17 protein-coding genes are annotated in these 21,226 nt (G+C 67.6%); 7 read left to right on the forward strand and 10 right to left on the reverse strand.

Annotation, left to right across the window (positions count from 1 at the left end):
• Window positions 1-85: 85 nt before the first annotated feature.
• Window positions 86-859 carry an SDR family oxidoreductase gene (locus ACTJJM_RS18160; protein ID WP_043400182.1) on the reverse strand — a complete coding sequence of 258 codons (774 nt, stop codon included), beginning with the start codon at window positions 857-859 and terminating at the stop codon, window positions 86-88.
• Between the two features lie 118 nt (window positions 860-977).
• Here ACTJJM_RS18160 and ACTJJM_RS18165 point away from each other — a divergent pair, with 118 nt between their 5' ends.
• Complete coding sequence (locus ACTJJM_RS18165; protein ID WP_043400179.1) at window positions 978-1,883, forward strand: LysR family transcriptional regulator; 906 nt, start codon at window positions 978-980, stop codon at window positions 1,881-1,883.
• Window positions 1,884-1,965: 82 nt separating this feature from the next.
• Here the strand turns inward: ACTJJM_RS18165 and ACTJJM_RS18170 are convergent, their stop codons facing one another.
• Window positions 1,966-5,127, reverse strand: a complete 3,162-nt coding sequence (locus ACTJJM_RS18170; RefSeq protein WP_010480783.1) for an efflux RND transporter permease subunit — start codon at window positions 5,125-5,127, stop codon at window positions 1,966-1,968.
• Window positions 5,128-5,131: 4 nt separating this feature from the next.
• Window positions 5,132-6,262: an efflux RND transporter periplasmic adaptor subunit gene (locus ACTJJM_RS18175; RefSeq protein ID WP_049480584.1), complete on the reverse strand. Its 1,131-nt coding sequence runs from the start codon at window positions 6,260-6,262 to the stop codon at window positions 5,132-5,134.
• Between the two features lie 117 nt (window positions 6,263-6,379).
• Here ACTJJM_RS18175 and ACTJJM_RS18180 point away from each other — a divergent pair, with 117 nt between their 5' ends.
• The 3 genes from ACTJJM_RS18180 to ACTJJM_RS18190 all read left to right on the forward strand — a co-directional run bounded on the left by ACTJJM_RS18180 (window position 6,380) and on the right by ACTJJM_RS18190 (window position 9,219).
• Entirely contained in the window at window positions 6,380-7,060 is a 681-nt protein-coding gene (locus ACTJJM_RS18180; protein WP_019338820.1) for a TetR/AcrR family transcriptional regulator, read from the forward strand.
• 136 nt (window positions 7,061-7,196) lie between these two features.
• A complete protein-coding gene (locus ACTJJM_RS18185) occupies window positions 7,197-7,844 on the forward strand; it encodes a protein-L-isoaspartate O-methyltransferase family protein (protein ID WP_019662052.1) in 648 nt (215 codons plus the stop codon).
• A 16-nt stretch (window positions 7,845-7,860) separates the two neighbouring features.
• Entirely contained in the window at window positions 7,861-9,219 is a 1,359-nt protein-coding gene (locus ACTJJM_RS18190) for a TolC family outer membrane protein (protein ID WP_005419128.1), read from the forward strand.
• A 98-nt stretch (window positions 9,220-9,317) separates the two neighbouring features.
• On the opposite strand, the gene ACTJJM_RS18195 is transcribed toward ACTJJM_RS18190, so the two are convergent.
• On the reverse strand, window positions 9,318-10,538 hold the full coding sequence (locus tag ACTJJM_RS18195) for an amino acid transporter (protein WP_159360557.1): 1,221 nt from the start codon (window positions 10,536-10,538) through the stop codon (window positions 9,318-9,320).
• 229 nt (window positions 10,539-10,767) lie between these two features.
• Window positions 10,768-12,066: a lipid IV(A) 3-deoxy-D-manno-octulosonic acid transferase gene (gene waaA, locus ACTJJM_RS18200; protein WP_010480795.1), complete on the reverse strand. Its 1,299-nt coding sequence runs from the start codon at window positions 12,064-12,066 to the stop codon at window positions 10,768-10,770.
• A gap of 60 nt (window positions 12,067-12,126) precedes the next feature.
• Between waaA and ACTJJM_RS18205 the strand changes: the two genes are divergently transcribed.
• Window positions 12,127-13,044, forward strand: coding sequence for an LpxL/LpxP family Kdo(2)-lipid IV(A) lauroyl/palmitoleoyl acyltransferase (locus ACTJJM_RS18205; RefSeq protein WP_010480797.1), 918 nt, complete (start codon window positions 12,127-12,129; stop codon window positions 13,042-13,044).
• A gap of 109 nt (window positions 13,045-13,153) precedes the next feature.
• On the opposite strand, the gene ACTJJM_RS18210 is transcribed toward ACTJJM_RS18205, so the two are convergent.
• The 4 genes from ACTJJM_RS18210 to ACTJJM_RS18225 form a co-directional block, all read right to left on the reverse strand.
• The gene (locus ACTJJM_RS18210; protein WP_071305835.1) at window positions 13,154-13,603 is read right to left on the reverse strand and encodes an REP-associated tyrosine transposase; all 450 of its coding nucleotides are present in this window, start codon (window positions 13,601-13,603) and stop codon (window positions 13,154-13,156) included.
• Window positions 13,604-13,743: 140 nt separating this feature from the next.
• Window positions 13,744-15,075 carry an O-antigen ligase family protein gene (locus ACTJJM_RS18215; RefSeq protein WP_241887886.1) on the reverse strand — a complete coding sequence of 444 codons (1,332 nt, stop codon included), beginning with the start codon at window positions 15,073-15,075 and terminating at the stop codon, window positions 13,744-13,746.
• Window positions 15,056-16,171, reverse strand: coding sequence for a glycosyltransferase (locus ACTJJM_RS18220; protein ID WP_053443491.1), 1,116 nt, complete (start codon window positions 16,169-16,171; stop codon window positions 15,056-15,058). Before ACTJJM_RS18220 ends, ACTJJM_RS18215 begins: the two co-directional genes overlap by 20 nt.
• 15 nt (window positions 16,172-16,186) lie before the next feature.
• The gene (locus ACTJJM_RS18225; RefSeq protein ID WP_005410967.1) at window positions 16,187-16,384 is read right to left on the reverse strand and encodes a zinc-finger domain-containing protein; all 198 of its coding nucleotides are present in this window, start codon (window positions 16,382-16,384) and stop codon (window positions 16,187-16,189) included.
• 421 nt (window positions 16,385-16,805) lie between these two features.
• On the opposite strand from ACTJJM_RS18225, the gene ACTJJM_RS18230 reads away from it, so the two are divergent.
• Both ACTJJM_RS18230 and ACTJJM_RS18235 read left to right on the forward strand, forming a co-directional pair.
• Window positions 16,806-20,150, forward strand: coding sequence for a GH92 family glycosyl hydrolase (locus ACTJJM_RS18230; RefSeq protein ID WP_440865870.1), 3,345 nt, complete (start codon window positions 16,806-16,808; stop codon window positions 20,148-20,150).
• The gene (locus ACTJJM_RS18235) at window positions 20,147-20,890 is read left to right on the forward strand and encodes a basic secretory family protein (RefSeq protein ID WP_235650716.1); all 744 of its coding nucleotides are present in this window, start codon (window positions 20,147-20,149) and stop codon (window positions 20,888-20,890) included. Before ACTJJM_RS18230 ends, ACTJJM_RS18235 begins: the two co-directional genes overlap by 4 nt.
• A gap of 55 nt (window positions 20,891-20,945) precedes the next feature.
• Here the strand turns inward: ACTJJM_RS18235 and ACTJJM_RS18240 are convergent.
• On the reverse strand, window positions 20,946-21,226 hold a 281-nt coding region (locus ACTJJM_RS18240), incomplete at its 5' end, for a hypothetical protein (RefSeq protein WP_440865871.1).

Below are 21,226 nucleotides of genomic sequence, written 5' to 3' on the forward strand. Positions count from 1 at the left end.
GCCGAGCCATGCTCGGCTCATTCAACAGCAGTCGAGCATGGCTCGACGCTACAGGTAGCAGGCAGCCACGCCATGCGTGGCTGCTTTACTTGGTGGTGTACCCACCATTGACCAGAATCGTCTGCCCGGTCATCCACCAGCCATCGGTGACCAGGAAGCGGATCCACGGCACGATATCGGTGATATCGGTCAGGCCGGTGCGGGTGAACGCCGACAGCGCCGCCGCGGTCTTGTGATACGCCTGCGCATCGGCGCTCTCGGCCGGGTAGAAGAACGGCGTGTCCATCGGACCAGGGCCGATCGCGGTCACCGAAATGCCGCGCTCACCGAACTCCTTCGACGCCGCGCGGGTGAAGTGCTCGACTGGCGCCTTGGTACCGGCGTAGCTGGAATAGAACGGCGTGTAGGCACCCAGCAATGAGGTGACCAGGGTGCAGATGCGACCACCGTCGTTGACGTGGCGGCCGGCTTCCTTGAGGAAGAAGAACGCCGCCTTGGCGTTGACCGCGCTCATCTCGTCGTACTCCGCTTCGCTGATGTCCAGCAGCGGTTTCTTCAATACCTTGCCGACCGTATTGATGGCGATGTCGGGACGGCCGACTGCGGCCACGGCATCGGCGAACAAGCGCTCCATCGCTGCCGCCGAGGTCAGGTCCCCCTGCAGGGCCACCGCCTTGCTGCCGGCGGCCTGCACGGCGGCGACGGTCGCCTCTGCATCGGCCTGGGTGGCGGCGCTGTTGTAGTGGATGACGATGGCTTTGGCGCCCTGTGCAGCGAAGTCGCGGGCGATCAGGCCGCCCAGGTTCTTGGCGCCACCAGCGATCAGCACGGTCTTGCCCTTGAGGGAATGGTCGGTCATGGCTTCGGTCTCGGGGAGGAGGCTGCCCGGGGTGGCAACCCTGCCCTGACGACGATATCGTGCAGAAAATGCGGATAAAGCCCGCCACATTGACTTAACTTTCCAGAGCCAGCGAACAATGGACCGGATCGATCGCTTCCGCATCTTCACCCGGGTGGTGGAGTGCGCCAGCTTCACCCGCGCCGCCGACCAGCTCGGCCTACCCCGCTCCACCGTCTCGGCAGCCATTGCGGAGCTGGAGCAGCGGCTCGGCACCCGCCTGCTGCAGCGCTCGACCCGCCGGGTGTCCACCACCCATGATGGCGACGTGTTCCATGCCCGCTGCCTGCGCCTGATCGCCGAAGTCGAAGACGCTGAATCGCTGTTCCGGCAAGACGACGCGCAACCGGTCGGTTTGCTGAAGATCGACGTACCCAGTCGCATCGGCCGTCGCATCATCGCTCCGGCGCTGCCAGGGTTCTTCGCGCAGTATCCGCAGGTGGAAGTCGACCTGGGCATGACCGACCGCGCGGTGAACCTGATCGAAGACGGCTGCGATGCGGTGCTGCGGGTCGGCCAGCTGGGTGACTCCAGCCTGGTGGCGCGCACGCTGGGGCAGCTGGATTTCGTCAACGTTGCGGCGCCGGCCTACCTGCGCGAACACGGTGTACCGCAGCATCCTGCCGACCTGCAGCAGCACCGCGCAGTGAACTATGCGTCGCCGACCACGGCACGGGTGGAACCGTGGGAGTGGCAGGACGGCGGCCAGCTGCGCACGCTGCCGATGCCCGGCTGGGTGCGGGTGAACAGCGCCGAGGCGTCGATCGCGTGCTGCGTAGCCGGACTGGGCTTGCTGCAGATTCCGCGCTACGACGTGCAGGCGGAACTGCAATCCGGCGAACTGGTGGAAGTGATGCCGCAGTATGTGGCGCAGCCGTTGCCGGTGACTCTGTTGCAACCGCATCGGCACCACCGTGCGCTGCGCGTGCAGGTGTTCATCGAATGGCTGCTGCCGGTGCTGCGGAGCGGCCTGCAGCTGCAGTAGCTCCACGCCATGCGTGGATGCATGCATCCGTGCCAACCAAGGTTGGCACCTACCAGAGGCGGTGGCCGTAGAACCCGGGGCGTTATGCCCCGGATTCGTCCGGCTTCACCCGGAACCACGCCGCGTACAGCGCCGGCAGGAACACCAAGGTCAGCACCGTACCCACGATCAGGCCACCCATGATCGAAATCGCCATCGAGCCATAGAACGCACTGCGCGACAGCGGAATCATCGCCAGCACCGCCGCCAGCGCGGTCAGCACGATCGGGCGGAAACGGCGCACCGTGGCATCGATGATCGAATGCCAGCGATCATGCCCGGCATCGATATCCTGCTGGATCTGGTCGATCAGGATCACCGAGTTGCGCATGATCATGCCCGCCAGTGCAATCGTGCCCAGCAGCGCCACGAAGCCGAACGGCGCGCGGAACAGCAGCAGGAACAACGTCGCACCGATGATGCCCAGCGGCGCGGTTACCAGCACCATCGCCGCACGCGAGAAGCTGCGCAGCTGCAGCATCAGCAGCGTGGCCACCACCACCAGGAACAGCGGCATGCCGGCCTTGATCGAGTTCTGGCCACGGGCCGAATCCTCCACCGTACCGCCGGTCTCCAGCAGGTAGCCACTGGGCAGTTCAGCGCGGATCCCGTCCAGCGTCGGCAGGATCTGGTGCACCACGTCCAGCGGCTGCATGCCGTCGCTGATGTCGGCACGCACGGTCACCGTCGGCAACCGGTTGCGGTGCCAGATGATGCCGTCCTCAAAGCCATACTCCATCGTCGCCACCTGCGACAGCGTGATGCTGCCGCCGTTGGCGGTCGGCATCGACAGGCTGGACAGCAGCTCCAGCTGGTTGCGCTCATCAGCCGGGCCACGCAGCAGCATCTCGATCTGGCGGTTGCCTTCGCGGTACACGCTCACCGACTGCCCAGCCAGCGAACTGGACAGGAACTGGCTGACCTGGGCACTGCTCACGCCCAGCGCGCGGGCGCGCTCCTGGTCGATCACCAGCCGCACTACCTTGCTCGGCTCGCTCCAGTCCAGGTTCACGTTCATCACGTGCGGGTTCTCACGCACCTTGGCTTCGACCTGGCGCGCGATCGCCTGCACCTTCTCGATGTGCTCGCCGGAAATACGCATCTGCACCGGATAGCCGACCGGCGGGCCGTTCTCCAGGCGGGTCACGCGCATCTGCACGTCCGGGAACTTCGGAATCACTTCGTGCAGCAGCCAGTCGCGGGTGCTTTCGCGCGATTTGATGTCCTTGGCCAGCACCACGAACTGGGCGAAGTTGGTGGCCGGCAGCTGCTGGTCCAGCGGCAGGTAGAAGCGCGGCGAACCGGTGCCCACGTAGGAGACGTAGTTGGCAATGCCCTCGCGGCTGGACAGCAGCTTCTCCAGCTTCTCGGCCTGGGCCTGGGTCGAGCGCAGCGACGCGCCCTCGGCCAGCTCGATGTCCACCATCAATTCCGGCCGGGTCGAATCCGGGAAGAACTGCTGCGGCACGAAGCGGAACATCATCAGCGAGAACACGAACAGCGCGATGGTCGCGGCGATCACCCACCAGCGGTGACGCAGGCAGCCATCGAGGAAGCGACGGAAACTACGGTAGAACGGGCGCTGGTACGGATCATGGTCATGCCCGTGCTGCGGCGGCGCGATCAGGTTGGCCAGCGCCGGGTAGCGGTCGGCCCACTGCTGGCGCTTGGCATGCCAGCGCGCGGACAGGCTGCCCGGCTTCGGCGGCTGCGGATTGAACAGGTCCGGCAGCATCTTGTCGCCCAGGTACGGGATGAACAGCACCGCCGCGATCCACGACACCACCAGCGCGATGGTCACCACCTGGAACAGCGAGCGGGTGTACTCACCGGTGCTCGATGCCGCGGTAGCGATCGGCAGGAAGCCGGCCGCCGTGATCAGCGTACCGGTCAGCATCGGGAACGCAGTTGATTCCCAGGCAAAACTGGCCGCGCGCAGGCGGTCGTAACCCTGTTCCATCTTGGTGGCCATCATCTCCACCGCGATGATCGCATCGTCCACCAGCAGGCCCAGCGCCAGCACCAGTGCGCCCAGCGAGATCTTGTGCAGGCCGATGTCGAAGTAGTGCATGACGAAGAACGTCATCGCCAGCACCAGCGGGATGGTCACGCCCACCACCAGACCGGTGCGCAGGCCCAGCGAGAAGAAGCTGACCAGCAGCACGATCACCACCGCCTCGGTCAGTACCTGCACGAACTCGCCGACCGACTCTTCCACCGACTGCGGCTGGTCGGACACTTTGCGCAGCTGCATACCGGCCGGCAGGGTCTTCTGCAGGCGTTCGAACTCGGCATCGAGGTTGGCGCCGAGCTTGAGGATGTCACCGCCATCCTTCATCGCCACCGCCAGCCCAATCGCCTCTTCACCCATGAAGCGCATCTTCGGCGACGCGGGATCGGCGAAGCCACGCTTGACCTCGGCGATGTCGCCCAGGTGCACGGTGCGGTCACCGGCGCGGATCGGGAACTGGCGGATCGCTTCGATGTCGTTGAACTGGCCGGTCACGCGCAGCTGCACGCGATCGGTGGCGGTCTCGAAGAAGCTGGTGCCGGTCACCGCATTCTGGTCGGCCAGCGCCTGCTGTACCTGCTGCATCGACACGCCCAGCGTCGCCAGACGGGTGTTGGACAGCTCGATCCACACCTTCTCGTCCTGCAGGCCGACCAGGTCGATCTTGCCGACGTCGGGCACGCGCTGCAGTTCCAGCTGGATGCGGTCGGCGTAATCACGCATCACCGCATAGTCGAAGCCCTTGCCGGTCAACGCATAGATGTTGCCGTAGGTATCGCCGAACTCATCGTTGAAGAACGGGCCGACGATCTCGCGCGGCAGCGTCGGGCGGATGTCACCCACGCGCTTGCGCACCTGGTACCAGAGGTCCGGAATCTGCCTGGAACGCAGGCTGTCGCGGGCCATGAAGATGACCTGCGATTCGCCCGGGCGCGAGTACGAGCGGATGAACTCGTACTCGCCGGTGTTCATCAACGCCTTCTCGATCGGCTCGGTCACCTGCCGCGAGACCTGCTCGGCGGTGGCGCCCGGCCACAGCGTGCGCACCACCATCGCCTTGAAGGTGAACGGCGGATCCTCGGACTGGCCCAGATGCTTGTACGACCACGCGCCGATCAGCGCGAAGGCCAGCATCGCGAACAGCACCAGCGGGCGGTTGGACAGCGCCCACTCGGAAAGATTGAAGCGGCGCACCGGCTTACTCCTTGGCCTTGGCGGCAGCCGCCGGCGCGGCCGGCTTCAGCACCGGGCGGTTCTGCCGGTCCACCGCAATCACCGGCTGGCCGGCGCGCAGCAGGTGGCCACCGGCGGCGACCACCCAGTCACCGGCACCGACGCCCGACAGCACCGGCACCGATTCGCTGCCATAGGCACCGGTGGTGACCGACGCAGCCTTCAGCGTACTGTTGGCCGGATCGACCACCCACACGCTGGCGGCACCGTTGGCACCGCGCTGCAGCGCGCCGAGCGGCAGCTGCAGGGTGCCGTGGCGGCCGGCGCTGCTGTAGACGCGTGCGCTCTGGCCCAGCTCGACATCGGCCAGCGCATCGGCGGCCAGGCTGACCCGCGTCGCGTAGGTGCGCGCCTGCGGATCGGCGGCGGCAGCAATCTCGCGGATCGTGCCCGGCAGGCGCTGCCCCGGGCGGTTCCACAACTCCACCTCGACCGGCTGGCCGACCGCGTAGTCGCGGATGGTGGCTTCGGGCAGGTCGATCAGCACTTCGCGGCCACCGTCGGCGGCCAGGTTGAAGATGGTCTGTCCGGCGGACACCACCTGCCCAGCCTCGGCCTCGCGGCTGGCGATCACGCCGTCAGCCGGTGCGCGCAGCTGCGCGTAGTCGGCCTGGTTGCGCAGCACATCGAGGTTGGCGCGGGCGGCGTTGGCCTGGCCCTGCGCCGCTTTGAAGGCGGCTGACTGCTGGTCCAGCTGCGAACGGCTGACCAGTTGCTGGTCAGCCAGCACCTGGTAGCGCTTGAGGTCGTCGCGGGCACGCACCAGGTCGGCTTCAGCTGCGGCCAGCTGCGCCTGCGAAGCGCGGGCCTGCAATGCGAAGTCGGCTGCATCCAGCTCGGCCAGCACGTCGCCCTTCTTTACCCGCTGCCCGGCATCGACATGGCGCTTGACCAGGTTGCCGCCGACGCGGAACGACAGCGGGCTTTCCTGGCGGGCACGCACCGTGCCCGGGAACGCCGCCGGGGCCTGTCCGGCCTGTTCGCCGGGGTGAACCACCAGTACCGGCACGGCCGCCTGCGGCGCCTGTTCCTGTCCCGAACAGGCTGCCAGCGCAGCCACCCACACCATACCGCCCATCCAGCGCACGATCTTCATCGGTCAACGTCCTGAAAACGCAGGGTTGCAACAAGGGGGAGCCGCGACTGCCGGCCCAATTTAATAAACCGGCCGGTATAGTATAAATATCGAACCGCTTGGTCTAGTATTGTTGCGATGAGTTCTTCCACTTCCCGCAAGCCGTCGGCCAAGCCTGCTGCCAAGGCCGCCGGACCCGGGCGCCCCAAGGATCTGGGCAAGCGCGCGGCGATCCTTGAAGCAGCCAAGGTACTGTTCATCGAACAGGGCTATACCGGCGTGAGCATGGACGCCATTGCCGCCCAGGCCGGCGTCTCGAAGCTGACCGTGTACAGCCACTTCGGCGACAAGGAAACCCTGTTTTCCGAGGCCGTGCAGTCCAAGTGCATTGAAATGCTGCCCGATGCCCTGTTCGTGGCCGACGCGGACGGCCCGCTGCGCGACCAGTTGATCGGCATCGGCCTGGCCTTCTTCGAGCTGATCACCTCCGATGCGGCAATCTCGATCCAGCGCATGATGATGGCGCCGGAGACCGATGAACGCCTGCGCGAGCTGTTCTGGAAGGCAGGCCCGGAGCGCACCTGCGAGGCCCTGGCTGACTTCCTGCGGGCACGCGCCGAGCGCGGCGAACTGGACATCACCGACTATTCGCTGGCTGGCGAGCAGTTCCTGACCCTGGTCAAGGGCGAAGTGCACATGCATATGATGTGCGGCATGCCACTGTCACCGGTGGAGTGCGACCCTCTTGCCCATGTGACCGCCAGCATCGACTTCTTCCTGCGTGCCTATGCGCCGCGAGGGGCCGGGACGGCTGAATAACCAAAACTGAACGAACCGGAGGTCGCGATGACTTCCGGCACTGCGACCCCGGCCACCCGGCAGCTGATGCTCTGGGCGCGCCGCCGGCCTCCGGCACCGGTAAAATGGCCGGCCCACTGCGCTGGATTTGAACCTCATGACGATTGATTACGCCCACGCCCGCGAACTGATGGTGGAACAGCAGATCCGTCCCTGGGACGTGCTGGACATCAAGGTGCTCGACGTCCTGGCCCGCCTGCCGCGCGAGGCCTTTGTCGCCGATGCACACCGGGCGCTGGCCTACGCCGATGTCGAACTGCCGATCGGCCATGGCCAGAAGATGATGAAGCCGGTCATCGAGGGCCGTACCCTGCAGGCACTGGATCTGCAGCCGGGTGACGAAGTGCTGGAAATCGGCACCGGCAGCGGCTTCCTGGCAGCCTGCATCGGCGCGCTGGCGCGCGATGTGCTGAGCCTGGAAATCGACCCGGAGCTGGCCGCCGCCGCGCGTGCCCGCCTGGACGCTTCCGGCCTGGGCAGCAACGTCCGCGTGGAAGTGGCCGATGCCCTGTCCTGGCAGACCGAACGCCGCTTTGACGTGATCTGTGTCACTGGTGCGGTCGACGTGGTGCCGTCACAGTTCGCCTCGTGGCTGCGTCCGGGTGGCCGCCTGTTCGTGATCCACGGCCGCTCGCCGGCGATGGAGGCCCTGCTGGTCAAGGCCGACGGCAGCTCCGAGTCCCTGTTCGAGACCGATATCGATTACCTGCGTGGTGCCGCCCCGGCCCCCCAGTTCCACCTCTGAGTCCAAGGAAGCCGCAATGATCCGCCGATCCCTCGCTGTTGCGCTGGCCACTGCCCTGCTGCCGTTGTCCGCCCATGCCGCCGACCTGCTGCAGGTCTACGAAATGGCCCGCAACGGCGATCCGCAGCTGTCGGCCGCCGAATCGACCCGGCTGTACGACAAGGAAGGCGCCGTGCAGGCGCGTGCCGCCCTGCTGCCGCAGATCAACGGCCAGGCCGCGCTGAACCGCACGCGCAGCGAGCCGAACGCCGACGCCAACTCCGGCTCGTTCACCAACAAGCGCCGCACCTACACGATCGACGGCAGCCAGACGCTGTTCAACTGGACACAGATCAACAACCTGCGCTCGCAGCGTGAGCTGAGCAAGGCGGCGGACTTCACCCTCGAATCGGCCAACGACAACCTGATCGTGCGCACCTCGGCGGCCTACTTCAACGTGCTGGTGGCGATCGAATCGCTGAACGCCGCGCAGACCAACGAAGCGGCCGCGAAGAAGCAGTTCGACTTCGCCGACAAGCGCCTGGAAGTGGGCCTGGCGCCGATCACCGACGTGCACGAAGCCCGCGCCCAGTACGACCAGGCGCGTGCCAACACCATCATTGCGCAGAACACCCTGGCCGATAACTACCAGGCCCTGACCGAACTGACCGGCCAGCCGGTGACCAACCTGCGTGGCCTGCCGGCGGACTTCCGCCCGGAAGTGCCGGCCAACCGCGGCAACATCGATGAGCTGGTGCAGCAGGCCACCACCCAGAATCCGGCGCTGAAGGCGCAGGAGCTGAAGGTCAGTGCGGCCGAAGCTGGCGTGCAGGCTGCCCGCGGTGGCCATTACCCGACCCTGTCGCTGGGCGGCAGCTGGGGCAAGAGCGCGACCTGGGGCGACAGCACCGGCGCCGGCTCGTTGTCGCCGGACGCACGCACCAACAGCATCGGCCTGACCCTGAGCGTGCCGATCTTCTCCGGTGGTGCCACCCAGTCCGGCGTGCGCCAGGCGCTGGCCCAGCGTGACATCGCCCAGGACGGCTACGAGCAGCAGAAGCGTGCCCTGGACCGCAATACCCGCAATGCCTACCAGACCCTGGTGCAGGGCATCAGCGAAGTGGAAGCCCGCCGCTTGGCGGTGGTCTCGGCGCAGAGCGCGTACGACGCTTCGCAGGTCGGCCTGGAGGTCGGCACCCGTACCGTGCTGGATGTGATCCAGAACCAGCGCATCCTGTTCTCAGCGCAGCTGGACTACGCCCAGGCCCGTTACACCTTCCTGCAGAACCGCCTGCTGCTGAGCCAGTCGCTGGGTGCACTGGACGTGGCCGAGCTGCAGGACGTGAACCGCCTGCTGACCCAGGACGCGGGCAATCCGGCAACGACGACGCACTGAGCCGTCGCCTGCCGGCAACGAAAAGCCACCCGCGAGGGTGGCTTTTTTGTGGGCGGCGCGTACGGCCCGACCCACGCATGGCGCAGATCTGCCGGCCGTCAGCCCGGCCACGCGCCTGCCCGTTCCACTGCGGCCAGCACGCACAGCGCCGTGGCCAGGGGCGCAAGCACCATTGCAGCACCCGGCATCGGCGCACGGACACGCAGTGCCGCCGGACACAAGGCTGCCATCACCAGCAGGGTTGCTGGACCCGGCAGCACCGGCAATGCGCCGGCCGGCGCTCCCAAGGCCAGCAGCGCCGCCGTCAGCACCACGGTGACCGGTATCAGCCGCGTCCGCAACCCGGGCGCTTCATCACCGGCCACAGGCCGGAGCTGCGCTGCCAGGTGTGCGGCCAGCGACAACAGCACCAGCAGCAGTGCTGCCAGCCCGGCCATGCCCGCCAGCGGCAGCAACGGCAGCAGCCACTGCAACTGCGGATGGCCCTGCAATGCCACCGACAACGGCCGCGTACTGTCCAATACCGGGAACTCGACCAGGCCGGCCTGCAACGCGGCCAGCATGATCAGCAGCAGCATCGCCAGCAGCAGCGCGGCCGCCAGCAGCCAGGGTGATCGCGTGCGCGCCTGCCGGCCACGTCCGGGAAATCCCAGTGCCAGCCCCACACTGGCAAACACCCCCAGCAAGGGCACGCTTGCCGCCAGCACCCCGCCGGGGCCGAATCGATAGGGCGCGGTGGCGTCCGGCAGCCACGGAATCCAGTTGGCGTAGTGCACGTGGCGAACCGCCAGCGCCAACAGCAACAGCCCGACACCGATCTTCACCGTCAACAACACGCAGACCGTCAGCGCGATGCGACGCGGGGGCAGCAGCACGAACGCACCCAGCACCAGCAGACTGGTGACGGCCATCACCGGATCCGGCAGCGCGCTGCCGGTTTCAATACCGCGACTGGCAAACACGGCACGTGCGTGGCTGGCCGTGGACTGCGCCACGCCGGCGCTGGTCATCACCAGTTCCAGCAGCAGTGCAGTACCCAGCAGCCGCGCGGCTGCCGTGCCCCAAGCGGCCCGCAGCAGGCCGTGCAGGCCATCGGCTGCGGGCTGCTGCTGGTTCAGCACGTGCAGGCAATACAGCATCGGCGCCGTGCCCAGTGCGGCCAGCAGCAGACTCAGTACGATGGCCGGACCCGCTTGGGCGGCGGTGTACTGGCCAACCAGGGCGATCACGCTGCCACCCAGCAGCAGGGTCAACGCCACCATCGCGAAGTGATCCATTCCCAGCAGCGCGTGCCGGCCACGGCGGTTATCGCTGTCCATCGCAAGCCCTCTTGAATCCGCACAAGCGCGGTCGACAGGAGGCTGGCAGCGTGCGCCAAGTGGCGGTATCAGAATCCGTACTGTGCGCACCGCGATGTGACCACAAACACGTTCGCAGCCACGCATCCGGTCCTGCTGCGACAGGAATCCGGCTGCTAAGCAGAATTGATGCAGTCGATCACGTCAGTCGGTCCGCGTAGCATCCGCCCTGGCGGTGTTGCTGCCCGGCTCAGCTGCGCGGGGGCGGCAGGTGTGGCGCGACCAGCGCCAGCGTGCGCTGCAGGGCACCGCGGCCGTTGCTGACCAGCGTGCAACCGGCACGGGCCATGTCCTCGCGCGCCTGGGCGTCGCCCAGCAGGTGCTGCAGCAGGTCACCTACCGCCTGCACGTCCTCGCCGATCAGCAAGGCACCGGCCTCTCGCATGCGCCGTGAGATCTCGGCGAAGTTGTGCAGGTGCGGACCGGTCACAGCGGCAGTGCCCATCGCCGCCGGTTCCAGCAGATTGTGGCCACCGATCGGCTGCAGGCTGCCGCCGACGAAGGCGACCTGTGCACAGGCATAGAACGGCATCAGCTCACCCAGGGTGTCGATGACGAAAACATCCGTGCCGGCCTCCGGCCATTGCTTCGCGCGACGGGTCGCCACGTTCCAGCCCTGCTCGCGCGCCAGCGCCTCCACCTTCGGGAAGCGCTCGGGGTGCCGCGGTGCCCACAGCAACAACAGGTCGGGGTGCTGCTGGCGCAGGCGCCGATGCAGGTCGATCACCGCCTGCTCCTCACCATCGTGGGTACTGGCCGCGATCCACACCGGGCGCCCGGCGGGCACGCAGGCATGGAACTGCTCGACGAAGCCCTGCACATCCGGCGTGGCGATATCGAACTTGAGGTTGCCCAGCGCCTGCACCTGTTCCCGCGCAGCCCCCAGCTGCACGAAGCGCTCGGCGTCGTCCTGCGACTGCGCGGCCACGCAGGTAACCGTGCGCAGCGCACGGCGGATCAGCGCCGCCAGCACCCGGTAACCGCGCAGCGAGCGCGCTGACAGGCGGGCGTTGAGGATGTAGACCGGAATGCGGCGGTCGCGGCAGCCGAACAGCATGTTCGGCCACAGCTCGGTTTCCAGGATCAGCGCCAGGCTGGGCTGGAAGTGGCCGAGGAAGCGGTTGACGCTGCCCGGTACGTCGTACGGCAGATAGACGTGGTCCAGCGCGTCTCCCCACAGCGCGCGCACGCGCTCCGAACCGGTCGGGGTGATGGTGGTGATGACCCAGCGGATGTCCGGACGCTGCTGGCGCAGGGCATTGACCAATGGCGCGGCGGCGTTGACCTCGCCCACCGAGACCGCGTGCAGCCAGACCCGCGGCTGGCCGGTCGGCTGCGGATACGAGGCATAGCGCTCGTCCCAGCGCCGGAAGTATTCACGGACCCGGAAACCGCGCCAGACCAGGTGGTACACGGTGATCGGCAGCAGGATGTAGAGCACGGCCGAATACAGGCCGCGCAGGATCCATTCGACAGGGTCTTTACGCATGCGGCAAGGATACGGGAGCCCCCCGGGAAAGACACGCAGCCGGGTTGGTAGAATGGCGCCATGTCCGATGCCACCACCGCCATCCGCCCGTCGCTGCGCGATCCCCGTAACTGGCCGATGTTCACCGCCATGCTCGGCGCCTTCGCCATCGCCCGCCTGCCGTGGATGCTGCAGCGTGCGCTCGGCCGTGGCGTCGGCTGGATCAGCTGGCGCCTGCTCGGCAGCCGCCGTCGCGCCGCCGAGGTCAACCTGAAGTTGTGCTTCCCGGAGAAGGACGAAGCCTGGCGCCAGCGCCTGGTGCGCGACAGCTTCGACGCGCTGGGCGTGGGCGTGCTCGAGTGCATCCGCGCCTGGTGGGGCAGCATCGACCGCATCCGCCCACAGGTGAAGATCGAAGGCCTCGAGCATCTGCGGCAGATGCAGGCCGAAGGCCGCGGCGTGCTGCTGGTGTCCGGCCACTTCATGACCCTGGAGATGTGCGGCCGCCTGCTGTGCGACTACGTCGATCTTTCAGGCATGTACCGCAAGCACAAGAACCCGGTGTACGAGTGGGCGGTGAAGTTCGGCCGCCTGCGCTATGCCAAGGCGATGTTCGCCAATGAAGACATCCGCGCGACCGTGCGCCACCTGAAGAAGGGCGGCTTCCTCTGGTACGCGCCGGACCAGGACATGCGCGGCAAGGACACCGTGTTCGTGCCCTTCTTCGGCCATACCGCATCCACCATTACCGCCACCCACCAGCTGGCGCGGATGACCGGTTGTGCGGTGATTCCTTACTTCCACCGCCGCGAGGGCGGGAAGTACTTCCTGAAGATCGGCGCGCCGCTGGAGAACTTTCCCAGCGAGGATGTGGAAGCCGATACCACGCGGGTCAACCAGGCCATCGAGGAGATGGTGCGCGAGGCACCGGACCAGTACCTGTGGATCCACCGCCGTTTCAAGCGCCAGCCGGGCGGGCGGAGTGATTTTTACAAGTAACGCGGGACCGGGTTGGCTTCATCCACGCATGGCGTGGATCTACTGATGTGGGGCGCTCTGAAGTAGATCCACGCCATGCGTGGATGCTCTTCGTTCCGCCCCCCGGCATCTACAACGGCCAACGGCACCATGCATGCGGGTACTCGCCCAACGTGCTGGCCAGGCCGCTCCGGACCGGGTTGGCCAGGATGTACATCGCCTTCTCGTGAAGGGATTCGTCGTTCCGCACGGCATGGTCGTGATAGCCGTGCTGCCACAGTGCGCCGCGTCGATCCAGATACTGGTTCAACAGCCGCCCGCTGCGGGATTTGAGCAGCGACATGCACTCGGCAAGGGTTCCACTGCGCAGTTTCATCAACCAGTGCAGGTGGTCGGGCATCACCACCCATGCCAGGCTGTGGCTGAAACCGCTGCGTTCGACGAAGCGCAGCGCATCTACCAGGATCGCCACATTGGCGGCATCCGCGAAGAACGGCTCCCGGCCAAGGGTTGCCGTGGTCAGTGAATAAACGTTACCGGTGCTGGAGTAACGACCGTAGCGGAGTCTGGGGCTGGCCATGGCCCCAGCGTGCGATACGCAGGGAAGCACCGGTAGTGGAGGTTGGCGCGTGTTTGCGTCGGGAAAGCACCATCCACGCATGGCGTGGATCTACTACGGCGGCGTTCGTTCGGTGACCCACGCCATGCGTGGATGTTCCGTTACGTCACCGCCGGTGTGTCATCCGCGTCCCGCGCCAACAGGCTGCCGGCGAACAACGCCGCCAGCAGCACGGTCAGGCCACCCCAGAACGCGGAATAGAACGCCAGATGCGTGTTGAGCGGGAACACGGTGACCGCCAGCGCCAGCATCGCCGGGCGGGCCCGCTCACGCGCGGCCATCGGTGCATAGCGCCAGGCCCGCCAGGCCTGGGCCACGGCTGCCAACCACAGCAGCAGGCCGAGCACGCCGGTTTCCGCCAGGATTTCCAGCACGATCTGATGGGCATGCAACGCCGGGGCATCGCCCCACACCGCCGGTTCGTCGCCAGACACGCAGGCCGGATAGGCATCGCGGAAGCCGCGTGCACCGACGCCATTGAGCGGATGTTGCTCGATCATGCAGGCCGCGGCGTCCCAGATCCGCGCACGCCCTGACAGTGCCTCGTCGACACCGCGCTCGCTTCCATCCCAGGCCAACGCCGTTCGCGCGAAGCGTTCGCGCAGCTGCGGCACGCTGGCGGTCAGCGCGCCCGCGCCGAGGACAGCGACCAGCGCCAGCAGCACCAACCGTTTCCAGCCGAACTGGCGCACGCCGCTGTAGGCAAGCACCAGCGCGAAGGTGATCCACGATGCGCGCGAGCCGGCCAGCAGCAGCACGCAACCCAGCGCCGCCGCGGCCAGGACCCACCCCGGATTGCCGAAGCGGCGTGCCAGCGGCAGCAACAGGAACGGTGAGAGGCTGGCCAGGACCTGGCCGAACTTCAGGTTGCACGGCCCCAGCGCGCCACTGAGGCGATCGACAACGGCCGCCTCACCGGCCGGGCACAACGCGTGACCACTTACCGCAAGCTTCAGCTGCTCGAGCGACCAGAACCACGGACTGGTACCGGCCACCGCCTGCACCAGCGCATCCAGGGTCCATGCGCCGGTGATCAGCGCCAGGCCACCGAAGGTCAGCCGCCTCCGTTCGGGCGTGGCCACCGCGATTGCCACCAGCCACATGAAGGGCAGGTAGCGCAGGCCGGCGGCCGCCTTGGTCCACGACGCTGCCGGATCGATCGCATCAAACGCCGAGAACGCCTGCGGCAGCCAATAGCCGAGGAACAGGATCGAGGTCAGCGCCCACGCTGCCGTGCTCAACAGGTGCGGGCGGCGCTGCAGGCGGCGCATGACCATGCGCGCGGCGGCGTAGACCGCGCCAAGACCGAGCACGGTTTCAGCGATGCCCGGCAACGGCCACATCGCCACGTACGCCAGCACCCACCAGGGCGCCCAGCGCCCGGCGCGGTCGTCGCGCACGATGACAGCGGGGTCAGCCGGCGAGGTCGGCATAGAGGCGGAGGGTATCGCGCTGCATGGCCTGCAGGGTAAACGGGATGCGGGTCGGCAAGGACGGAGGCTGCGCCAGCAGGGCCAGCGCACGTTCACCCAGCGCGCGTGCATCGCCCAGCGGCACCGCACCAGCGGGTTGCAGCTGCCGCAGCAGTTCGCCGACGCCACCATGATCCCAGCCCAGCACCGGGCGGCCCACCGACAGCGCCTCGACCACAGTACGGCCGAATGCTTCGGGCTTGTCCGACAGCTGCAGCACCAGATCGCTGGCCGCATAGGCCTGGGCGATGCGCGCGGTCGGTGTGCTGATCTGCACGGCGTCGGTCACGCCCAAAGCAGCGGCCTGCCGGCGCAGGTCGACCACGTAGGCTTCACGGCCCGGTTCATCGGTGCCCAGCATCCACAGCTGTGCCGGCACACCGGCGGCGCGTACATCCGCCAGCAACTGCAGCGCATGAGCATGTCCCTTCAGCCGGGTGCCCCGCCCCGGCAGCAGCAGCAGCGGGCCCTCAACCTGCGCCAGCCACGGGTAGTCGGCTGCCAGCGCCAGTCGTGGCCGGCGGTCGGCGCGGGCCACGCGCGGAAACTGTGCGACATCGACGCCGCGCGGAATCACCTGCAGCCGCGCTTCGGGAACTGTCGGATAGTGCCGCTGCACGTAGTCGCGCACGCTGTTGGACACGCAGATCACGCGTTCACCGCTGGTCATCACCGCGCTGTAGCGACTGGGCGAATTCAATCCATGCACGGTGGTCACCCAGTGCGGGCGCTGCGTGGCGGGCATGGCGCGGATCGCGTACAGCCCCAGCCAGGCCGGCAGCCGCGAGCGGGCATGCACGACGTCCGCGCCAACCTCGGCGAACAGTCGGCGCAGGGTCGGCAGGTGGCGCAGGGTCAGCAGCGATTTGCGGCCGATGTCCAGAGTGAGGTGCTCGGCACCGCTATCGAGCAGCGGCTGCACCAGGCGGCCGCCAGCCGACACTACCAACGCGCGATGGCCGGCGGCGACCAGGGCCGCAGCGATTTCCAGGGTCGAGCGCTCGACGCCGCCGGAGTGCAGCGCCGGCAGCAACTGCACCACGGTCAATCGGCGCATCGAAGGGGCGGCCGCTTAGTCGGCCAGCACGAACACGGAACCGCAGTACGGGCACTGCGCTTCGCCGTTGGGCTCGTCTTCGATCGGCAGGTACACGCGCGGATGCGAGTTCCACAGCGCCATTTCCGGGGTCGGGCAGCTCAGCGGCAGATCGCTGCGGTGCACGGTGTAGCGCTTCTCGGCGTTGGCGGGCGCAGTGGCGGTATGGCTCATGGCGGATGTCGATGAACGGGTTGCGAGGCCTGTGATTCTAGCATCCGGGCCGCCCCGACATTGCGCCGCAACGGGTCTTTGCGCGTACCGGGCCGATTCCCTGCGACCTTGCATGCCACCTCGGGATGGGGTGCCGGTGGAAATTCCCGACCAATCCTGCAGGTTCACGCCGGGAAACCACCGACAACGATATTTCCCGCATTTGGATCGAACTAAATGGCACTTGTCAGGTTGCCACGGCTGTTGCAGGATCGGGCCAGGTCGTGAACCGGCCTGCCCCAATCCGACCCGATCGCATGGCCCGCCCCCACCGGACCGGCATCGCTTCTTCCACTGCCATCCCGGCGGGAGGAGCGATGCTGTCCGTGGTGTCCGCCGATGCGGGTTCTGCCCGCCGCCTGCCCTTCCGGGAGACCCTTGCATGACCCTGTCCGATCCACGCCGCGCCCTGCTTCCGCTCGCCCTGGCCCTGGCCTGTGCGACTACCGCGATGCCGGTGTTGGCACAGGGACTGCAGACCTCGTTCGAGCCCGGCGAACCTGCCCCGTCGCAGGCCGCGGGTGCACTGCAGGTCACGATCGGCAACGGCCCTGCGGCGCCTTACGCCGCCAAGCGCAATGTGGGCTACAGCGGCCTGCATGCACTGCGCTACAGCAGCGAAGGCGGCAGCGCGCGGCGCGAGCTGTTCAAGACAGATCTGCCGATCGAGGCCGATACCACCCTGTCGTGGCTGGTGCTGCCGGAGATCGTCGGCAAGGACACCGTGGCCTCGACCTATGTGTCACTGGACCTGCTGCTGGACGATGGCAGCCGCGTTTCGGCCGGCGCGGCACGCGACCAGCACGGTATAGCCCTTGGCGCACGCGCGCAGGGCGCGTCAAAGACGCTGTATCCGCAGCAGTGGGCGCGCAAGGCGGTGCGACTGGGCGACGTGCCCGCGCTGAACGGTCGCCGCGTGGTGGCGATCGAACTGGAGGTGGCGAGTGCCGACGGTGCACCGGTCGCCGGCTGGATCGACGACGTGCGCCTGGATGCTCAGCCGCGACAACAGCCGCAACGCGTCTCCGACTGGGTGCTGACCACCCGTGGCACCCAGGCCAACGGCACCTTCTCGCGCGGCAACAATTTCCCGGCCACGGCGGTACCCCACGGCTTCAACTTCTGGACTCCGGTGACCGATGCCGGCGCACTGAACTGGCTGTACCGCTGGAACGAACAGAACGACGCACAGAACCGCCCGCAACTGCAGGCGCTTGCGCTGAGCCATCAGCCCAGCCCGTGGATGGGCGACCGCCAGACCTTCCAGGTGATGCCCTCGGCCAGCCGTGGCGTGCCGGAGGCCGACCGCCGCAAGCGCGCGCTGTCGTTCGATCGCAGCCACGAGAGCGCCCGCCCTTACCGCTACGACGTGCGCTTCGACAACGGCATCGCCGCCGCCATCGCGCCGACCGATCATGCGGCGCTGTTCCGCTTCGATTTCCCCGAGGGCGGCGACGCCAACCTGCTGTTCGACAATGTCGATGCACGCGGTGGCCTGACTCTGGACGCCGCCACGCAGACGCTGTCCGGCTATACCGACACGCGCAGTGGCCTGTCCAACGGCGCCAGCCGCATGTACGTGGTGGCCCGCTTCGACAAGCCCTGGCGCAGCAGTGGGCGCCTCGACACCGGTCGCCCGACCGGTTACATCAAGTTCGATGCGGGCAGCGACCGGCGGGTGACCATGCGCATCGCTACCTCGTTGATCTCGGTGGAGCAGGCGCGGCACAACCTGGCACTGGAAATCGCTGCGGCCGACACGCTGGAAAGCGTGTCCGGCCGTGCGCAGGATGCATGGGACGCACGCCTGGCCCGCTTCGACATCGGCGATGCCAGCGACGACCAGAAGACCACGCTGTATTCCAGCCTGTACCGGCTGTTCCTGTACCCGAATTCCGGCCATGAGAACGTGGGCAGCGCCGCCGCACCGGAGTGGCGCTACGCCAACCAGGCCAGCGCCAGCGATGACAACACCGAGGGCAGCGCGACCCGCAGCTACGCCGCCGTGCGCGACGGCAAGGTATTCGTCAACAACGGCTTCTGGGACACCTTCCGCACCACCTGGCCGGCCTATGCGCTGTTCACGCCCAACGATGCCGGCCAGCTGGTGCAGGGCTTCATCGAGCAGTACCGCGCCGGCGGCTGGATCGCGCGCTGGTCGTCGCCGGGTTACGCCGACCTGATGGTCGGTACCAGCTCGGACGTGGCATTTGCAGATGCGTGGCTGAAAGGCGTCGGCGGCTTCGATCCGGCAGAGGCCTACGCGGCCGCGCTGAAGAACGCGACCGTGGTCCCGCCTGACCGCCACGTCGGCCGCAAGGGCATGGACCGCTCGACCTTCCGTGGCTATGCCAGCGCCGACGTGCACGAAGGCATGTCGTGGACGATGGAAGGTGCACTCAATGACTTCGGCATCGCCAACATGGCCGACGCCCTGGCCAAGCGCGCGGCCACGCCGGCGGCACGCGAACGCTACAGCACCGAAGCCGACTACTTCCGCCACCGCGCCGCCAGCTACGCGACGATGTTCGACCCGGACGCAGGCTTCTTCCAGGGCCGCAAGGCCGATGGGCGCTGGCGCGTGGACGCCAAGGCCTACGACCCGCGCGTGTGGGGTCACGACTACACCGAATCCAATGGCTGGACGTTCGCGTTCACCGCCGCGCACGACGGCGAGGGCCTGGCGGCGCTGTACGGAGGCCGCGAAAAGCTGGCGGCGAAGCTGGATACCTTCTTCGCCACACCGGAAACCGCGGACCCGGCACTGGCCGGTTCCTACGGCGGCACCATCCACGAGATGACCGAAGCGCGCGACGTGCGCATGGGCATGTATGCGCACAGCAACCAGCCGGCACACCACATCCCGTGGATGTACCTGTACGCCGGGCAGCCGTGGAAGACCCAGCAGCATGTGCGCGAGATCCTGTCGCGGCTGTACGTCGGCAGCGAGATCGGCCAGGGCTACCCGGGCGATGAGGACAATGGCGAGACCTCGGCGTGGTACGTGCTGGCCTCGCTGGGCCTGTACCCGCTGCGCATGGGCGCCCCGGAGTACGTGATCGGTTCGCCGGCATTCCGTCACGCGCGGGTGGAACTGCAGGGTGGCGCGGTGCTGACCGTGAACGCGGCCAACAACTCGCGTGAGAACGTCTACGTGCAGTCGCTGAAGATCAACGGTACGCCGTGGACGAAGACCTGGGTGCCGCACGACCTGATCGCCAAGGGCGCGACCCTCGACTTCGTGATGGGCCCCCGTCCCTCGCGCTGGGGCAGTGGCGTGGACGATGTGCCGCGCTCGTTGACCCCGCGCGGCCAGGGCCCCCAGCTGCTGCACGACCTGCTCGGCAGCGGCACCAAGGCGACGCTGGCCGATGGCCGTGCCCTGCCCGCGCTGCTCGATGACGATGCCGGCACGACGGTGGGCCTGGGTAGCGGCGCAACCATCGCGCTGACCGGCCTGGCCGAGGGCACCCCGACGATGTACACGCTGACCAGCGGCGACGGCCGCATCCAGGGCGGTGAGTGGACGCTGGAAGCGCGCAACGGCAGCGGCAGCTGGGCCGTGCTCGACCAGCGCAGCGGCGAAGACTTCGAATCCGCCCGCCAGACCCGTCCATTCCGGATCGCCAAACCCGGTCGTTACAGCGAGTACCGCCTGCGCCTGGCGGCACCGGCACGGCTGCCGCTGGCGGAGATCGAACTGCTGGCGGCCGGCACCGTACAATGAGCGGCATGCGCTTCCGTCTTCTGCCCTTGGCCCTTGTTGCCCTGTCCTTCTCCAGTTTCGGCCAGACCCAGGCGTTCGATACGCAGCTGACCCGCGACGGCGTGACGCTGAACTACCAGGACGCCCGTGGCGCGCTGGCCGCGCCGCAGCGCAAGCGGGTGATCGATACGTTCTTCTTCGCCTATCTGCGCGAACGTGCGGACTTCCATCCGGCGGCGCCGTCGATGGTGCGCATCGTGATCGATCCGGCCTACACCGGCATCGCCTTCGTCGGCGACAAGGACCACGCAGCGACGATCACCATCAACCCGGGGTGGCTGGCGCAGCACCCGAACGACATCGACCTGGTCACCCATGAGGCCATGCACATCGTGCAGGGCTATCCGGGCTACGGCGACGCGCGAGTGCCGGGCTGGCTGGTGGAAGGCATCGCCGACTACGCACGCGACCGCTACGGCATGGACAATGCCGCCGCGAGCTGGGCACTGCCGGGCAAGGTCGAGAAGGGACAGAACTTCGACAGTGGCTACCGGGTGACCGGTGCGTTCCTGAAGTGGGCCGACGCCGAACACCCGGGACTGGTGCTCGCACTGGACAAGGCCCTGCGCGACGGCCGCTATGCACCGACGCTGTGGCAGAAGCACACCGGCAAGGCACTGCCAGCGCTGTGGGCGCAGTACGCCAAGCCGCGTTCGGATGCACCGCCGCCAGCCCCTGCACGCCGCGGCAAGCGGCACTGAGCCCCCACGCACTTTGCGTTCGCCGGGCATTGCCCGGCGCTACCGCATCGCGGCCTCAGCGCGACTGCACGAAGCCGGCGTACAGCGCGAACAACTGCTGGAAGTACCGCCGCGTCACTCGATTGCGCATGACACCCTCGCCCATGGAAAGTTGGTCGGGCCCAGGGTGGGAAGGCCGGTCCGGTCCCTTCCCACGGCCAGGCCGCGTGGGCGTATTGGGCCGCAGCGGCGTTGCAGGGAAATGACCGCCGGACTGCAATTCATCGGGTAGCGCCGGGCCATGCCCGGCGGAATGCGAGAAGCGCCGCGCTGCGCGCTCGCCGGGCATGGCCCGGC

It is taken from the genome of Stenotrophomonas sp. 22692 (assembly GCF_052045015.1).
In the GTDB taxonomy this organism is placed as follows: domain Bacteria; phylum Pseudomonadota; class Gammaproteobacteria; order Xanthomonadales; family Xanthomonadaceae; genus Stenotrophomonas; species Stenotrophomonas geniculata.